The sequence below is a fragment of the Georgenia sp. Z2081 genome (assembly GCF_055326445.1).
This window is the reverse complement of the sequence record NZ_JBUZNK010000001.1, coordinates 597,834-611,267: the sequence shown is the minus strand read 5'-3', so window position 1 is coordinate 611,267 and position 13,434 is coordinate 597,834. Positions and strand designations below refer to the sequence as shown.

At 70.9% G+C, this 13,434-nt stretch carries 13 protein-coding genes; 2 read left to right on the top strand and 11 right to left on the bottom strand.

Annotated features, from left to right (window positions below):
- Window positions 1–277: 277 nt before the first annotated feature.
- The 7 genes from ACZLKG_RS02875 to ACZLKG_RS02845 all read right to left on the bottom strand — a co-directional run bounded on the left by ACZLKG_RS02875 (window position 278) and on the right by ACZLKG_RS02845 (window position 8,012).
- Window positions 278–2,086, bottom strand: coding sequence for an FAD-dependent monooxygenase (locus ACZLKG_RS02875; RefSeq protein ID WP_463647884.1), 1,809 nt, complete (start codon window positions 2,084–2,086; stop codon window positions 278–280).
- A gap of 4 nt (window positions 2,087–2,090) precedes the next feature.
- Window positions 2,091–3,581 carry an amidohydrolase family protein gene (locus ACZLKG_RS02870; protein ID WP_463647883.1) on the bottom strand — a complete coding sequence of 497 codons (1,491 nt, stop codon included), beginning with the start codon at window positions 3,579–3,581 and terminating at the stop codon, window positions 2,091–2,093.
- A gap of 55 nt (window positions 3,582–3,636) precedes the next feature.
- Entirely contained in the window at window positions 3,637–4,014 is a 378-nt protein-coding gene (locus ACZLKG_RS02865; protein WP_463647882.1) for a hypothetical protein, read from the bottom strand.
- Entirely contained in the window at window positions 4,011–4,922 is a 912-nt protein-coding gene (locus tag ACZLKG_RS02860; protein WP_463647881.1) for a DODA-type extradiol aromatic ring-opening family dioxygenase, read from the bottom strand. The genes ACZLKG_RS02865 and ACZLKG_RS02860 overlap by 4 nt, the downstream gene beginning before the upstream one ends.
- A 51-nt stretch (window positions 4,923–4,973) precedes the next feature.
- Complete coding sequence (locus tag ACZLKG_RS02855; protein ID WP_463647880.1) at window positions 4,974–5,768, bottom strand: citryl-CoA lyase; 795 nt, start codon at window positions 5,766–5,768, stop codon at window positions 4,974–4,976.
- Window positions 5,765–6,994 (bottom strand): CaiB/BaiF CoA transferase family protein, encoded by a 1,230-nt coding sequence (locus tag ACZLKG_RS02850; protein WP_463647879.1) that lies wholly within the window; start codon window positions 6,992–6,994, stop codon window positions 5,765–5,767. The genes ACZLKG_RS02855 and ACZLKG_RS02850 overlap by 4 nt, the downstream gene beginning before the upstream one ends.
- 226 nt (window positions 6,995–7,220) lie before the next feature.
- A complete protein-coding gene (locus tag ACZLKG_RS02845; RefSeq protein ID WP_463647878.1) occupies window positions 7,221–8,012 on the bottom strand; it encodes an IclR family transcriptional regulator domain-containing protein in 792 nt (263 codons plus the stop codon).
- 142 nt (window positions 8,013–8,154) lie between these two features.
- Here ACZLKG_RS02845 and ACZLKG_RS02840 point away from each other — a divergent pair, with 142 nt between their 5' ends.
- Both ACZLKG_RS02840 and ACZLKG_RS02835 read left to right on the top strand, forming a co-directional pair.
- Entirely contained in the window at window positions 8,155–8,664 is a 510-nt protein-coding gene (locus tag ACZLKG_RS02840; RefSeq protein WP_463647877.1) for a DoxX family protein, read from the top strand.
- 275 nt (window positions 8,665–8,939) lie between these two features.
- Window positions 8,940–9,188: a DUF2798 domain-containing protein gene (locus ACZLKG_RS02835; RefSeq protein ID WP_463647876.1), complete on the top strand. Its 249-nt coding sequence runs from the start codon at window positions 8,940–8,942 to the stop codon at window positions 9,186–9,188.
- Between the two features lie 117 nt (window positions 9,189–9,305).
- Here ACZLKG_RS02835 and ACZLKG_RS02830 read toward each other — a convergent pair whose 3' ends face one another.
- The 4 genes from ACZLKG_RS02830 to ACZLKG_RS02815 all read right to left on the bottom strand — a co-directional run bounded on the left by ACZLKG_RS02830 (window position 9,306) and on the right by ACZLKG_RS02815 (window position 13,399).
- Window positions 9,306–10,313, bottom strand: a complete 1,008-nt coding sequence (locus ACZLKG_RS02830; RefSeq protein ID WP_463647875.1) for an ABC transporter substrate-binding protein — start codon at window positions 10,311–10,313, stop codon at window positions 9,306–9,308.
- Window positions 10,314–10,335: 22 nt separating this feature from the next.
- Window positions 10,336–10,812 (bottom strand): RidA family protein, encoded by a 477-nt coding sequence (locus ACZLKG_RS02825; RefSeq protein ID WP_463647874.1) that lies wholly within the window; start codon window positions 10,810–10,812, stop codon window positions 10,336–10,338.
- A 110-nt stretch (window positions 10,813–10,922) separates the two neighbouring features.
- Complete coding sequence (locus tag ACZLKG_RS02820; protein ID WP_463647873.1) at window positions 10,923–12,179, bottom strand: amidohydrolase family protein; 1,257 nt, start codon at window positions 12,177–12,179, stop codon at window positions 10,923–10,925.
- Window positions 12,176–13,399 (bottom strand): amidohydrolase family protein, encoded by a 1,224-nt coding sequence (locus ACZLKG_RS02815; RefSeq protein WP_463647872.1) that lies wholly within the window; start codon window positions 13,397–13,399, stop codon window positions 12,176–12,178. Before ACZLKG_RS02815 ends, ACZLKG_RS02820 begins: the two co-directional genes overlap by 4 nt.
- Window positions 13,400–13,434: the final 35 nt, after the last annotated feature.

Here is a 13,434-nt window from a genome sequence, read left to right as displayed (position 1 = left end):
CGCCTATCCCCCCTCCCCCCCTTTCCCTACCCTATCTTCCCCCTCCCCCCCCCCCCCCCCCCCCCCCCCCCCCCCCCCCCCCCCCCCCCCCCCCCCCCCCCGCCGCCGGCAAGCCGGCTACCGGACCGCCGGCATCAAGGGCCGGCCGACACCGTCACGGCACCCCCGACACACCCCTCCGACGCCGAACCCACACATCGAGTGCCGACCCCACATGCGACGTGGGCCGGCTCGGCACTCAACCTGTGGGCTCGGCGTAAGGGTGTGGGATCGACACTCAGCCCGCGGGCTGCACGGCCTCGCGCGCCGACGCCTTCTCCCCCACGAGCTCGTCGAGCACCGCGCCAACCTGCGCAGCACCCGCCGCATCCTCCGCCCGCCACGCGACGACGCCGTCGGGCCGCACGAGGATCGCGCCGGTCGGCGAGACCTCCCGGACCGCGGCCCACGCCCCCTCGCGGTCGTCGAACGTCCGCCCCGCGCCCACGTCGACGACGTCGACCACCGCGCGAAGCACAGAGCCGGACTCCTCGAGCGCGGCACGCCACGCGTCCGCACCCTCGTCCACCAGCAGCAGCCACCGACCGGGCGCGCCGAGCTCGATCGTCGACCGCGCCCCGTCCGGCCCGTGCACCCACGCGTGCGGCAGGTGATGTCCAGGCGCCGTGGTCGGCGCATAGATGAGCGACCCGAGCGTGACCGAGGTGTCGTCCTGCTCGGGCACGAGCGCGCCCTCGCCGTAGGCGAAGCCGCACTCCGCGCCGTGGGCGTGGAACTCCTCGTCGAGCGTCGTCATCGCCTCCGCCAGGCTCGCGCGGCGCGCATCGCCGTCGTCCGACTCCTGCCAGAGCTGCGCCATGCTCGCCCAGCCGGCAGAGGGCCCGGCCGCAGGGTCGAGGCCGAGGGCCTGGTCGACGATGCCGCCGTGCGCCTGGAAGTTCCCGAGCGAGCGCTCCGCCACCGCGGTCGCGATCGGGTGCCGCTCCTGGTGGTAGCTCTCCAGCAGCGGCTCGAGCGCGGGGTCGGCCAGCGCGGCCGCGATCTTCCACGTGAGGTTGTGGGCGTCCTGGATCCCGGTGTTGAGCCCGAGAGCGCCCCACGGCGGGATGCGGTGCGCCGCGTCCCCGACGAGGAAGACGGCCCCCTCGCGGAACCGCTGCGCGACCCGCGCCTGGATGTACCAGTGCGAGATCGAGTGCACCTCGGCCTGGAGCGACTCCACGCCGAGCGACCGGCCGATGCGGGAGGCCATCGCCTCCTCGTCGAACCGCTCCGGGTCGTCCGCCGCGAACGCGGAGGCGAACACCCACTCCTTCGACCGACCCCGCTCGTCCCACGGGCCGATGTGGTACAGGTACCCGCTGCCGATCGACCCGCCGAAGTCGGGGTTGATGAACCAGCTGATGAGGCTTCCCGGGTCGAGCGCGATCTCGGAGAGGTCGGCCGAGAAGTGGGCACTGACCATGTCGAGCAGGTCGGTCGGCCCCTCCATGCCGATGCCGAGGCGCTCGGCCGCCATCCGTCCGCCGTCGGCGGCGAGGACGTACCGGCCCCGCATCTGGGTCTCGCCCGCCTCGCTCCGCACCGTGACCGTGCCGTCGGCGCTGACATCGAGCACCTCGTGCCCGAACCGGATGTCGGCCTGCGGATACTGCCGTGCGGCCCGCAGCAGGATCGGCTCGAGCCTGATCTGCGGGATGACGATGTAGCTCGCCGGGCTCATCGCCGCGTACTCCTCGGCGTACGCCCCGCCGCCCCAGGCGTCGCGCATCGCGATCTGCCTGCCGTGCAGCTCGGTAGGGCCGGCGAACGAGGTGTACCAGGACGTGCGCCCGACCGTCTCCGGCGGGGCGGCCTGGGCGATGACCTCGTCCGCGATCCCGACCGCCCGGAAGATCTCCGCGGTGCGCTGGTTCAGCCCCACCGACTTCGGGTGGATCGAGGTCGAGGGGTGCCGCTCGAGCACCACGTTCGGCACGCCGAGACGGGACAGCATGATCGACGAGATGAGACCGACGGGTCCCCCGCCGACGACGATGACCGGCGCGTCCGCCGCTCCTCCGGACACGTTCGACGCCACGCTCACGCGCTCAGCCCTTCTCACCAGCGGTCCCGCGCGACGCCGCCTGCGTCTCGTACGCGGTGCGCGTCGAGCTGTCCCGGTACTCGGTGTACATGTACGGGTTGTCGAGGACCTTGGTCTCGGGGATGTCGGGGTTCATCCCGGCCTGCCACACGTCGTCGCCGAGGGTCGAGCGCAGGTGCTCGACCGTGTCCTCGAGCCTGGAGCGCATCGCCGGCAGGTCCACGCCCACGAGCCGGCCCTCGAACTTCTTCACGTCCCCACCGACGAGCACCGTGTGCACGTCCCCGCGGCTCGCCTGCATGGCGATGTGCCCGTACGGGTTGAGAACAGGGAACATCGTCGGCGAGTGGTCGTTCTTCAGCAGCACGACGTCGGCGAGCTTGCCCACCTCGAGCGACCCGAGCTCGTCCTCGCGCCCCACGGCCTTCGCCCCACCGCGCGTGGCCCACTCGACCACGTGCTGGCTGCGCAGGTGCGAGTGCGTCACGGTGTCGCCGTGCTCGTGGGCGGTCAGGTGCTCCCACGAGCGGTCGGCGCCGAGCGTCGTCCGCATCGCCGAGAACAGGTCGGCGCTGAACCAGGCGCTCGTGTCGACGGACAGGGACACCGGGATGTCGTGCGCGCGCAGCGCGTGGGAGGGCGGGTAGCCCTGGCCGCAGCTCTGCTCGCTCTCGGTCGACAGGGACACCACCCCGCCGGTGGCGGCGATCCGCTGGTAGGAGTCCTCGCTGAGGGTGGCCGCGTGGACGTAGACGGTGCCGGGCTCCATGAAGCCGTGCTCGTGCATGAGCCGCACGCCGTCGTCGTTGGTCGCGCCCCACACGCCCGCGTGGGTCGTCACGCGCACGTCGAGCTCGCGGGCCACCTCGAAGGCCTTCTTCTCGGGGAACGCCGGGTCGCCGGTGACGTCGAACGCCAGCTGCACGCCCGCCAGCCTCGAATCAGCAAGAGCGCTCTCGAACACGCGGCGGTAGGCCGGGTCGGCCGTCCACTCCCACGGGCCGCCGAAGATGTTGCCGAAGCCCATGACGTACCGGCCCGGCGAGGTCACGAGTGCGTCGATGGCGGCCTCGGCGTGCTCGACGGACTGCAGCCCGTGCGACCAGTCCACGGTGGTGGTGATGCCGGACTCGATGGCGTCGATGGTGCTGAGCGCGTTGCCGGCCCAGTAGTCCTGGGGGCGGAACGCGGTGCCGTGCTCGAGGTAGTACCAGACGAAGTACTGCGTGAGCGTCCAGTCCGAGCCGTAGGCGCGCATGGCGGTCTGCCACATGTGCCGGTGGGAGTCGATCATGCCGGGCATGACGATGCCGCCGGCGGCGTCGATCTCGAACGTGCCGTCGGGCACGGCGAGCGAGGGGCCGATGTCGGCGATCTTGCCGTCGACGACGAGGACGTCGGCGTTGTTGTGCACGGTCCGCGCGTCGTCCATGGTGACGACGATGCCGCCGCGGAAGACGATGGGTCGGCCTGCTTCGGGTACGGGGGTGGTCATTGCATGCTCCTCTTCGAGAATGTCTGGACAGTCGGTGCCGATCCGGGGGAAAAGGTCAGACCTCGACGCTGGGGTAGTCCTTGCCGATCCAGTGCTTGAGCTTGTCGCGGTACTCCTTCTGGAACGCCAGCGGCCCGCTGCGCGCCATGTGGTCCTCCTCGTAGATACCGATGAAGATCGTCAGCGTGAGGAAGTAGTGCGCGCCCATCTCGAACAGCGCCACGTAGTCGTGCTCGACCAGGGCCGTGCGCTCGGCGTCGGTCAGGCCCAGCCACGACGTGCGCTCCACGCGCTGCCCCTGCGAGCCCAGGAAGGGCATGTACTCCCTCTCCCAGCGCGCGACCATTGCCGCCGGGTCGGCCTTGTAGGCCGCCAGCAGGTCCGGGTCACGATCGACCTGGAAGAGGAACTTGTTCACCGCGTACCGGCTCATGCCCTCGCCTCCTCGCCCACGACGGCGGAGCTCGCCTCGCGCTGCTGCCTCGGGTCGCCGTCGGGGTACCACGTCATGTACATCTCGCGCGTGTGGTACAGGTCGAGATCGTCGACGTAGGCCGCCTTCTCCGGCCCGGCGATCCCCAGCATCAGCACCAGGTCCAGAAACCCCGGCGTCGCGTTGCCGGACTTCGACATCGACTCCCAGGTGACGTTGTCCAGGATCGCCTCGATGTCCCCGTCCGCCAGCCACTCGATGGCCTGCACGTCCCACTCCGGGTCCGGGCCGTGGTCCTCGAACATCCGCGGACCGCCCAGCTCGAGCGACAGATGCCCCGACCCGATGGCCGCGACGCGCTTGTCGCTGGGGAACTCCTCGATGATCTCCCGGATCGCCCGGCCCAGCTCGTAGAACCGCTTCGGGCTCGGCAGCGGCGGCGCGAAGATGTTGGTGTAGATCGGCACGATCGGCAGGTCGCCGTCGGGCCGGGTGGTGATGATCGGGCAGATGATCGAGTGATCGATCTTCAGCTCGTTGGACACCGAGAAGTCGAAGCCCCGCTCCAGCAGGCCGCGCAGCATGAAGCCGGACAGCTCCTCGTGCCCCTCGAGCTCGTAGGTCGGCATGCCGAACTCGCGGATCTCGTTGTAGAACGTCGCGTCGTACCGGGGCTGCTTCCCGATGAGGAACGTCGGGTAGTTGTCGTAGAAGAACTGGTGGAAGTGGTCCGACCCCACCATCACCAACAGCTCCGGCTCAGCGGCCGTGAGCGTCTCCCGATAGGCCGCGACCTTGGCCTTCCACTCCGGCGCCTGAGGCATCTGCTCCTCCGGCGGCGTCAGCTCGGTCGCCTTGTAGAAGAACGGGTGGTGCGTCGTCGCGAGCACCGCGGACAGCGTGGCCATGCAACTCTCCTTCGAGATGGTTCGGCAGTAAACAACCGGGTCGGGCCGGCGTCAGACGGAAGGAGGCACGTACCGCGCGTGGCGGTCGACCTCCATGTAGATGTCCGGTCCCACCGGGCTCTCCTGCTCCTCGGCGAGGTGACCGATGAGACCGGCGGTGCGGGCCAGCAGCGCGAACCCGCGCAGCAGACGCAACGGCAGACCCGCATCAGCAAGAGCAGCACCCGCCACCCCGGCGCCGTTGAGCGGCAGGGTGCGCCCGAGCACCTCGGCGTGGACGCGGCCGATCGCCTCGAACAGCGCCAGGTGCGGCCCGAACACCTCCGCCTCCCGCGCGATCGTGAACATCACCGGCGTGCGCGGGTCACCCTGCTTGTGCACGGGGTGCCCCAGGCCGGGGACCTTCCGGCCGGCGGACTTCTCCTCGGTCACCACGCGGCGTGCCACGTCGTCCCACGCCGCCTCGTCGTAGCCGCTCGTGTCCCCGAGCCCGGCGAGGTGCTCGGCGAGGAACCGGCCCGTGCCCTCGGTGACCCCGAGGAACCGCGACCCGCCGCCGAGCAGACCGGCCGCGATCGCCCCCTGGATCGAGTCCGGCGCCGAGTAGTAGGTCATGCGCGCGGCGATCGCCGTCGGCGTGTACCCGTGGTCGGCGAGAGAGACGAGGACCGCCTCGAACACGCGGAGCTGGCCCGCGCTCGGGCGGCGCTTGGTCGCCAGCCAGTAGGCGAGCTCGCCGAAGCTGATCTGGCCGAGCAGCTCGCCCGCGAGGTCGTGGCCGAGGAGCTCGATGGTCTCCTCGGTGGAGGTGCCGATCGCCGTCGGGTAGGTTCGGTCTTCGCTCATGCGGTGGCCTCCTCGCTCGCCGGTGCGCGCAACCAGTCGCGCAGCTCGTCGCTGTGCTCGCCGAGGGTGGGCGGGGGCAGCCGGTACTGCGGCTGCGTGCGCGAGAAGGTGATGGCGTTGCGGATCATCGGCACGGCCCTCTCGCCCTCGCCGACCGTCACGACCGGGTTGAGGCCCAGCCGCTCGGCGAGCGCCACTCCCCCGTCGATCGTCTGGATGGGGCCGCAGGCGATGCCGGCCTCGCTGAGGCGCTCGAACCACTGCTCGGCGGTGGCGGCGCCGAGGGCCTCGACCAGGAGCGGTCGCAGCGCGTCGCGGTTCCGGTTGCGGGCGTCGGTGGTCGTGAAGCGCTCGTCGTCGAGCACGTCTTCGATCCCGAGCACGCGGGCGAGGGTGGCGAACTGCCGGTCGTTGGCGGCCACGACGATGAGGTCGCCGTCGGCCGTCGGGAGCGGCTCGTAGGGGAACAGGCTCGGGTGGGCGTTACCCATGCGGAACGGCACGGCGTCCCCGGCCACGTAGGTCGAGGAGTGGTTGGCCATCCCGGCCAGCGCGGTCGAGAGCAGGTTGACCTCGACGTGCTGCCCCTCGCCCGTGGCGTCCCGGTGCCGCAGGGCGGCGAGGATGCCGATGACCGACTGCAGGCCGCTCATGATGTCGAACACCGACACCCCGGAGCGGTAGGCGGGCCCCTCCGGGTCGCCGGTGAGGCTCATGAGGCCGGACATCGCCTGCACGATGAGGTCGTAGCCCGGCAGGCTCGCCCCGCCGGCCGCGCCGAAGCCGGTGATCGAGGAGTACACGACGCCGGGGTTGGACTCGGCCACTGCGTCGTAGTCGAGCCCGAACTTCGCCAGGCCACCGGGCTTGAAGTTCTCGATCACCACGTCGGCCCGGCGGGCGAGCTCCTGGGCGAGCGCGCGGTCCTCCTCGGCGCGGAAGTCGAGCACGATGTCCCGCTTGTTGCGGTTGATGCCGAGGTAGTAGGTCGAGATCCCGTCGCGCTCGGGGGGACGCCAGTCGCGGGTCTCGTCCCCCACCGGGGCCTCGACCTTGACGATCTCCGCGCCGAGGTCGCCGAGGATCTGCGTGGCGAACGGCCCGGCGAGCACGCGCGAGAAGTCCGCCACCAGCAGGCCGCTCAGCGGTCCTCGTGCGGCGTCACCCGCGGCGGCGCCTCGCTCCGGCCGCGCACCGCCCGTCTGCTCACCCAGTCCCTGCGTCATCGGGATCCTCCTCGCGCCTCGGCCCGGACCACCAGTGTCCGCTAGCCGTACAGTCCACCACCAGGCGGACATCTCGTCTGATGGCGAGGTTAGCCACGGGTCGGGGTGGAGTCAATGCACGACGACGAACCGCGAGCCGCGACTCCCGGCTGCCGTGACGGAGGGGGGCCGCCCGCGGGTGCCCGGTCGGCGGGGCGGCGGGTTCGGGCGGTGGCCGCGGGCGGGTTCAGGCGGTGGCAGCGGGCACGCGTGCGCGCAGGGCGACGTCGACGCCGAGGTCGGCGGCGGCCTGGAGCAGGTGCGGCAGGTGCTGCTCCCGCAGCGTCTCGAGGCTGGTCTCGGCGGCGTGGGCGTTGACGTTCATGGCGGCCAGCACCGTGCCGTCGGACCGGCGCACGGGCGCGGCCACCGAGCGGATGGCCGGCGCGAGCTGCTGGTCGGAGATGGCCCACCCCTGCCGGCGGACCTCGGCAAGGACGTCGTCGAGCTCGCTGCGGCTGGGCTGCCAGCTGGGGACGACGCCGGAGCGGGAGGGCTGCTCGAGGAGCGCGCCGAGCTCGTCGGACGTGAGGCTGGCGAGGAGCACCTTGCCGAGCGAGGTCTGGGCGGCGGGGAACCGGGTGCCTACGCTCGCCGAGAGCGTGACGAGCTTGGGTACGGAGACGCGGGCGACGTAGACGACGTCCGATCCGTCCAGCTGCGCGATCGAGGAGGACTCGTTCGTGCGCTCGACGAGCTGGCGCAGGCGGGGCATGGCGGCCTCCCAGAGGTCGCCGCCGCTGAAGTACGCCACGCCGAGCTCGAGCACCCGCGGGGTGAGCTCGAAGCGGCCGTCCTTGGCGGCCACGTAGCCGAGCTCCTGCAGCGTGATGAGGAGGCGGCGGGCGGTCGGGCGGGCGAGCCCGGCGCGCTGCGCGACCTCGCTCAGGGACTGCGACGGCGCGCCGTCGAAGGAGCGCACCACGTCGAACCCGCGCGCGACCGCCTCGACGAAGTCGGGGTTCGTCTTCTCGCGCATCGCACTCTCCTTCATCCCGCCGGTCGGCCTGCCTCGGCCGCTCAGCGTAGGCGCCGACGCCGATGGGCGGCCGTTGACTGTCCCGACCGCCCGGGCCTACCTTTCGGACATCCGTACGCTACACGGACAGAAGGGTGAGTCGATGGAGACCGACCTGGGACTGCTGCTCCTTCGCGTCGTGCTTGCCACGCTGCTCGCCGGCCACGCGTGCCAGAAGCTCTTCGGCTGGTTCCGCGGCCGGGGCATCCGGGGCACCGCCCTGCTGTTCGAGGCCGACGGCGTGCGACCCGGTGCCCTCATGGTGACGATCGCGGGCCTCTCGGAGCTCGCCGCGGCGACGCTCATCGCGCTGGGCGCGCTCACCCCGCTCGGCAGCGCGATCGCGATCGGCACGATGATCGTCGCGATCTCGACGCTGTGGCCGAAAGGAGTGTGGGCGCACCTCGGCGGGTTCGAGGTCCCGCTGACATATGCGCTGATCGCCCTCGTGCTCGCGGTCACGGGCCCGGGTGCCTACTCGCTGGACGCAGCGCTGCCGTGGTTCCCGTTCCATGGGCCGTTGTGGGCGGGTGGCGCAGCGCTGCTCGCTGTGGTGACTGCCCTGCCGATCGTGCTGATGGTGGCGCGGCACCGTGGCACGACCGTCGGCTGAGGCACGATGGCGCCGTGGGGCCACGTGAAGCCCACCGGCCCAGGCGCACCCCGCGACATCGACGCCCCCCTCGGCGACCGGCCCGCGCTCGGATCCACTCACGCTCGCCTGCCATTCTTGGCCCGCCAGAAAGATCCTGTCCGGTGTGGGTACTTCGGCTCTCGGTACTCCTGAGATGAAGTCGCGCATCGCGCGAACCCGTGGCGCCCCTCCCCGACGACATGGACGACGGCGCCTGCTTCATCGCCGCGCCGCGCCCAGGACAGGAACCGCGCATGAGCAAGAAGTTCGCCCTTGTGTCCCACGTCGTCATGACCTGCATCATGGCCGCCACGATGTCCGGCCCGATGGGCCTCATCATGGCCGGCCCCTCCATGGACCGGCTGACCGCATGGCCGAAGCAGTTCCTCGTCGCCTGGCCCATCGCCTTCCTCCTCACGATGGTCGCCTGGCCCGCCTCCATGACGCTCGCCAGGAAGGTGCTGCCGACGCCCGAGGGCCGTGGAGCCGCCGAGGCGTCCTGACTGGGTCCGAGGGCGAATATGGCGACGGGCGACGGGCGACGGGCGACGGGCGACGGGCGACGGGCGACGGGCGACGGGCGACGGGCGACGGGCGACTCGACATCGCGCGGCGCACGCTCAGTCGGACTCGCCGAGCAGCACGTCGACATCAACCTCCTCGTCGGTGAAGTACCCCCAGTTGACGCCCACCTCTGCGATGTACTCGAACGATCCTCGATCGACCGAGGCCGGGTAGTCCGGCATGATCATCTCGCCCCGCACCTCGTCCGAGATCTCGGTGTAGACGCTGAGAACCTCACGCACGTCCTCCGGGTTCTGCTGGGCATGCTCAACCGCGTCTGCCATGGCCGCGCGGAAGCGCTCCACCACGTCAGGGTGGTCGGCGGCATACTCCACCGACGTGAAGTATGCGGCGAGTTGCAGCCCCGGGTGCGCGTTCGCGTACAACGCGTAGAGCTGGTCGCCGATCTCGTCCTGCTGGACGATCGTGCCGAACGGCTCACCCTGGTAGATCGCGTCGACCGAGCCACCGGCAAGCGCCGCTCCCATCTCCGGGAACGGCATCTCCACGAGCTCGACCTGGCTTCCGTCGCCCCCCGCCTCCGTGATCGCCTCCCGGATCAGTGGATCCAGGAGTGATCCGAGCGTGTTGACGGCCACCGAGTGCCCCGTCAGCTGGGAGATCTCGTCGATGTCGCTGTCGGTCCCGACGTAGAGGTAGCCGGAGTCCGCCGCCACGTCACCGGACGAGGCCTCGCCGGGAGCGACGACTTCGATGTCGATGTTCCCGGCCTGGGCCCTCAGCAGGGACATCGGATTGGAGTAGCCGAACTGATACTCGCCCGAGGTTACTGCCGGGACGACGGCGGCCCCACCCTGCGACTGCTCGAGTGTGACATCCAGGCCGTGGTCCTCGAAGAATCCTTCCTGGACGGCGAGGTAGATCGGAGCGACGCCGATGTTCGGGATGACCCCGACGCTCACCGGTACGGCCCCCTCGTCGACGGACTCGTCATCGAGCGTCCCCGAGCCGGCGTCGCTGTCGGACGAACACGCGACGAGCGTTACTCCGACGGCGAGAATCCCCGCCATCATTTCGAATCGACCACGGTTCTTTACTGCCACGGCGGTCCCTCCTTCTGGGTAGTCAGGCGTCGATCTGGCTGGACGATTCAGGAATGTACGCAGTGGCCTGCACCTCGATCCGGGTCAGGTTGTTGGGCAGGAGTTCCGAGACCTGAACAACCGTGCTCGCGGGCGGGGAGCTGAAGAACCGGGAGCGAATCCGGTTGTAACCGGGATACTCATTCAGGTCCGTGAAGTACTGCACGAGGTGAACCACGTCCTCGAGCGTTCCTCCCGCCGTCCTCAGCGTGCGCTCGATGAGCTCCATGACGTACCAGGACTGTGCCTGGATAGGCCCGTCCTTCGAGTCGACCGACATCTCACCGGTCTCGCCCGCAGCTTGCCGCACCTCTTCGCGCAGGTCGCCGTACCCGGTGACGACCTTTCCAGCCGTCGGATCGACGGCGATGATCCCCGACAGAATGACCAGGTCCCCTGCTCTTCGGTAGGGCGCGTAACGGGCCAGCGGTAGTGCGCCGGACGAGTGTTCAGTACTCACGGATTCCTCTCTTCGAGCGTCTGGAAGTCATCGACAACTCCTTGTTCGGCGGCTGCCATCGCCGAACGAGAAGGTCGCCAGCAACCGTGCGCGACCTCGCGCGTGATCGCTCACAGCTCAGGGATTTCGAGGTGCTGGGTCACCCGGGTATCGCAGAGGACGCGTCCGGCCTTGAGGACGATCCGCTCGTCGCTCGCATCGGCGAGCGCCTCCCACATCGAGTCCCCGCGAACGGCGACCAGATCGGCCGGGTACCCGGCCTCCACGGCCACCGGCGGCAGCCCCATCACACGTCGTGCCCCCGAAGTGACGGCATCGACCGCCTCACGCGGTGTCAGGTGTCCCGCCGAGACGAGGAGACTGATCGTCTCGACCGGGTCGATCCGACTGAGCGGGTTGAACGCGTCCCGCCAGTTGTCGCCCCCTGCGGCGAGCGGTACCTGGGCGTCCAGGACGGCACGGAGCGGGGGAAGCCCGCGCGGAACGGCGCCACCCGCGGACCTGCCCTGGAGCAGAAGGTTGGTCTGCGGGAGCGTGACGACGCCGATGTTCGCGCGCCTCGCCAGTGCGAGAACCTGCTCGACGTCCGACGTCCGGTGCTGGCCCAGGCTGACGCAGTGCGACGCCGTGACCGGGGCGAGCGACGGTCGGTCGCCCAACGCGGACGTCAGCTCGAGGAGCTCGGTGCTGGCGGGGTCGGTCGTCTCGTCCAGGTGCAGGTCCACGCCCGTGCCGGCGGACTCCGCCGCATCGAGCAACCGCGCGATCGCCTCGGCGGGATCCGGGTCGAAGGCCGGGCACCCACCGATGAGGTCGACGCCGGACTCGGCCACCTCGTCGAGCAGCTCGAGCTGCGGCGCGCGGTCGGGTCCGGTCAGGGGCGGCAGTACGAGCGCCACGACCTGGACGTCGATAACCCCGCGGAGCCGGTCGCGGAGCTCGAGTACCGGCTCCAGGGCCACCGTGCCCGCAGGGCCGCCGCAGTCGACGTGTGTCCGGATGGCGGTGCAGCCCTTCGTGATCGCGATCCGAATCGCGCGCCAGGCCCGGTCGCGCACACCCTCGGGGGACATCTGCGCGTAGTGCGAGCGCCGGAAGACATCGATCGCGGCGCGAAGGTCGCCCGGCTCGACAGCCTCGTCGACGAGCAGGGCCTTGTCGAGATGGGTGTGCGGCTCGACGAACGACGGGAAGAGGACGTAGCCCGTGAGGTCGACCGAGTCGCCCCCACGCTCGTGGTCGTTGGTGCCGCCCGCGGCGCTGACGCGCACGATGGTGCCGTCCTCGATGTCGACGTCCTGCCTGATTGTCGTTCCGGCCACAAGGGCGCCGGTCAGTCGACGCGTTCCGGTCGTCGCACGGCTCACGGCACGACCCCGGGGACGATATGTCCGCCGTTGACGACCAGCACCGGTCGCCGCAGCGCGTCGAGCGCCTCGAGGGGATCGTCGTCGACCATCACCAGGTCGGCCCGCTTGCCGACCTCGAGCGTGCCCATCGTGTCGAGCTCGCCGCACAGCTCGGCGGACCCGGCGGTCGCGATCCGCAGGGCCTCCCACGCGGGGATCCCGCGCTCGTGGAGCAGGATCACCTCGTCGATCGACGCGGGACCGACCGGCCGCATGTCCGACCCGCAGGCGAGGCGCACGCCCGCGCGCCGGGCATGATCGAGCGAGGCCCGATGGACGGGCTGCATGGCCTCCGCCTTGGCGATGGTGCCGTCGCTCCACCCCATGGTCCGCATCCGCTCGACGTTGTGGGTGATCGACAGGGTGGGCACGTACCAGACGCCCTGCGCGGCCATGGCCTCGGCGTTGTCCCGCGTCATCTCGTAGCCGTGCTCGATGGAGGTCACGCCTCCTTCGACGGCGAGCGCCACCGCCTCCGGGTTACCCGCGTGGGCGGCCACCGGGACGCCGTGGCAGCGTGCCTCGTCGCAAACTGCCCGCACCTGCTCGAGCGTCATGTGGGTGTCGCTGTGGCTCTCGCGCTCGCCCGCGATCCCGCCGGACACGAAGATCTTGATCCAGTCGACGCGATGCTCGGTCGCGAGCGCCCGCACCTGCTCGCGCAGCTCTTGAGGTGTGTCGGCCTCGGTGCTGCCCCACTGGTCGACCAGGCTCGAGCGCGGGTCGGTCCCCGGCGGCAGGGTGACGTATCCATGCCCGCCGGTGGGCTTGAGGGCGGGGCCGGCCACCTTGACGACGGCTGCCGGCCGATCGGTCCCGGACAGCTCCGTGCGTGCCCGCACGTCCGCGCCGAGCGCCTCGCCGAGGATCCGCACGCCCGCGACGCCGGACGCCGTGCAGTGGTCCAGGTTCTCCCGCACGCGGGCCCGACGTGCCTCGGCGTCGGCGGCCAGGTCCCGTGGGCCGGCCGTCCCGGGGTGGGAGTGGACGTCCCAGATCCCGGGCACCACCCAGCGGCCCCGGCCGTCGATCAGTCGTTGCGACGGGAGTATCCGGTCATCGGCGGTGGGGTGGACCGACTCGATCCTGCCGTCGACCGTCGAGATCGACAGTCCCGCCCGCGGCCGCTGCTCGGTGGCGTCGACGACGACGCAGTCCCTGATGTAGAGGTCACGCACCCGCGCACCCGGTCCCGACGGCGTGGACCGTGGCG

What these genes read in the sequence shown, in the direction of transcription:
- ACZLKG_RS02870 (WP_463647883.1), bottom strand. Translation starts at nt 3,581, where the DNA reads ATGACCACCCCCGTACCCGAAGCAGGCCGACCCATCGTCTTCCGCGGC.
- ACZLKG_RS02865 (WP_463647882.1), bottom strand. Translation starts at nt 4,014, where the DNA reads ATGAGCCGGTACGCGGTGAACAAGTTCCTCTTCCAGGTCGATCGTGAC.
- ACZLKG_RS02860 (WP_463647881.1), bottom strand. Translation starts at nt 4,922, where the DNA reads ATGGCCACGCTGTCCGCGGTGCTCGCGACGACGCACCACCCGTTCTTC.
- ACZLKG_RS02855 (WP_463647880.1), bottom strand. Translation starts at nt 5,768, where the DNA reads ATGAGCGAAGACCGAACCTACCCGACGGCGATCGGCACCTCCACCGAG.
- ACZLKG_RS02850 (WP_463647879.1), bottom strand. Translation starts at nt 6,994, where the DNA reads ATGACGCAGGGACTGGGTGAGCAGACGGGCGGTGCGCGGCCGGAGCGA.
- ACZLKG_RS02845 (WP_463647878.1), bottom strand. Translation starts at nt 8,012, where the DNA reads ATGCGCGAGAAGACGAACCCCGACTTCGTCGAGGCGGTCGCGCGCGGG.
- ACZLKG_RS02840 (WP_463647877.1), top strand. Translation starts at nt 8,155, where the DNA reads ATGGAGACCGACCTGGGACTGCTGCTCCTTCGCGTCGTGCTTGCCACG.
- ACZLKG_RS02835 (WP_463647876.1), top strand. Translation starts at nt 8,940, where the DNA reads ATGAGCAAGAAGTTCGCCCTTGTGTCCCACGTCGTCATGACCTGCATC.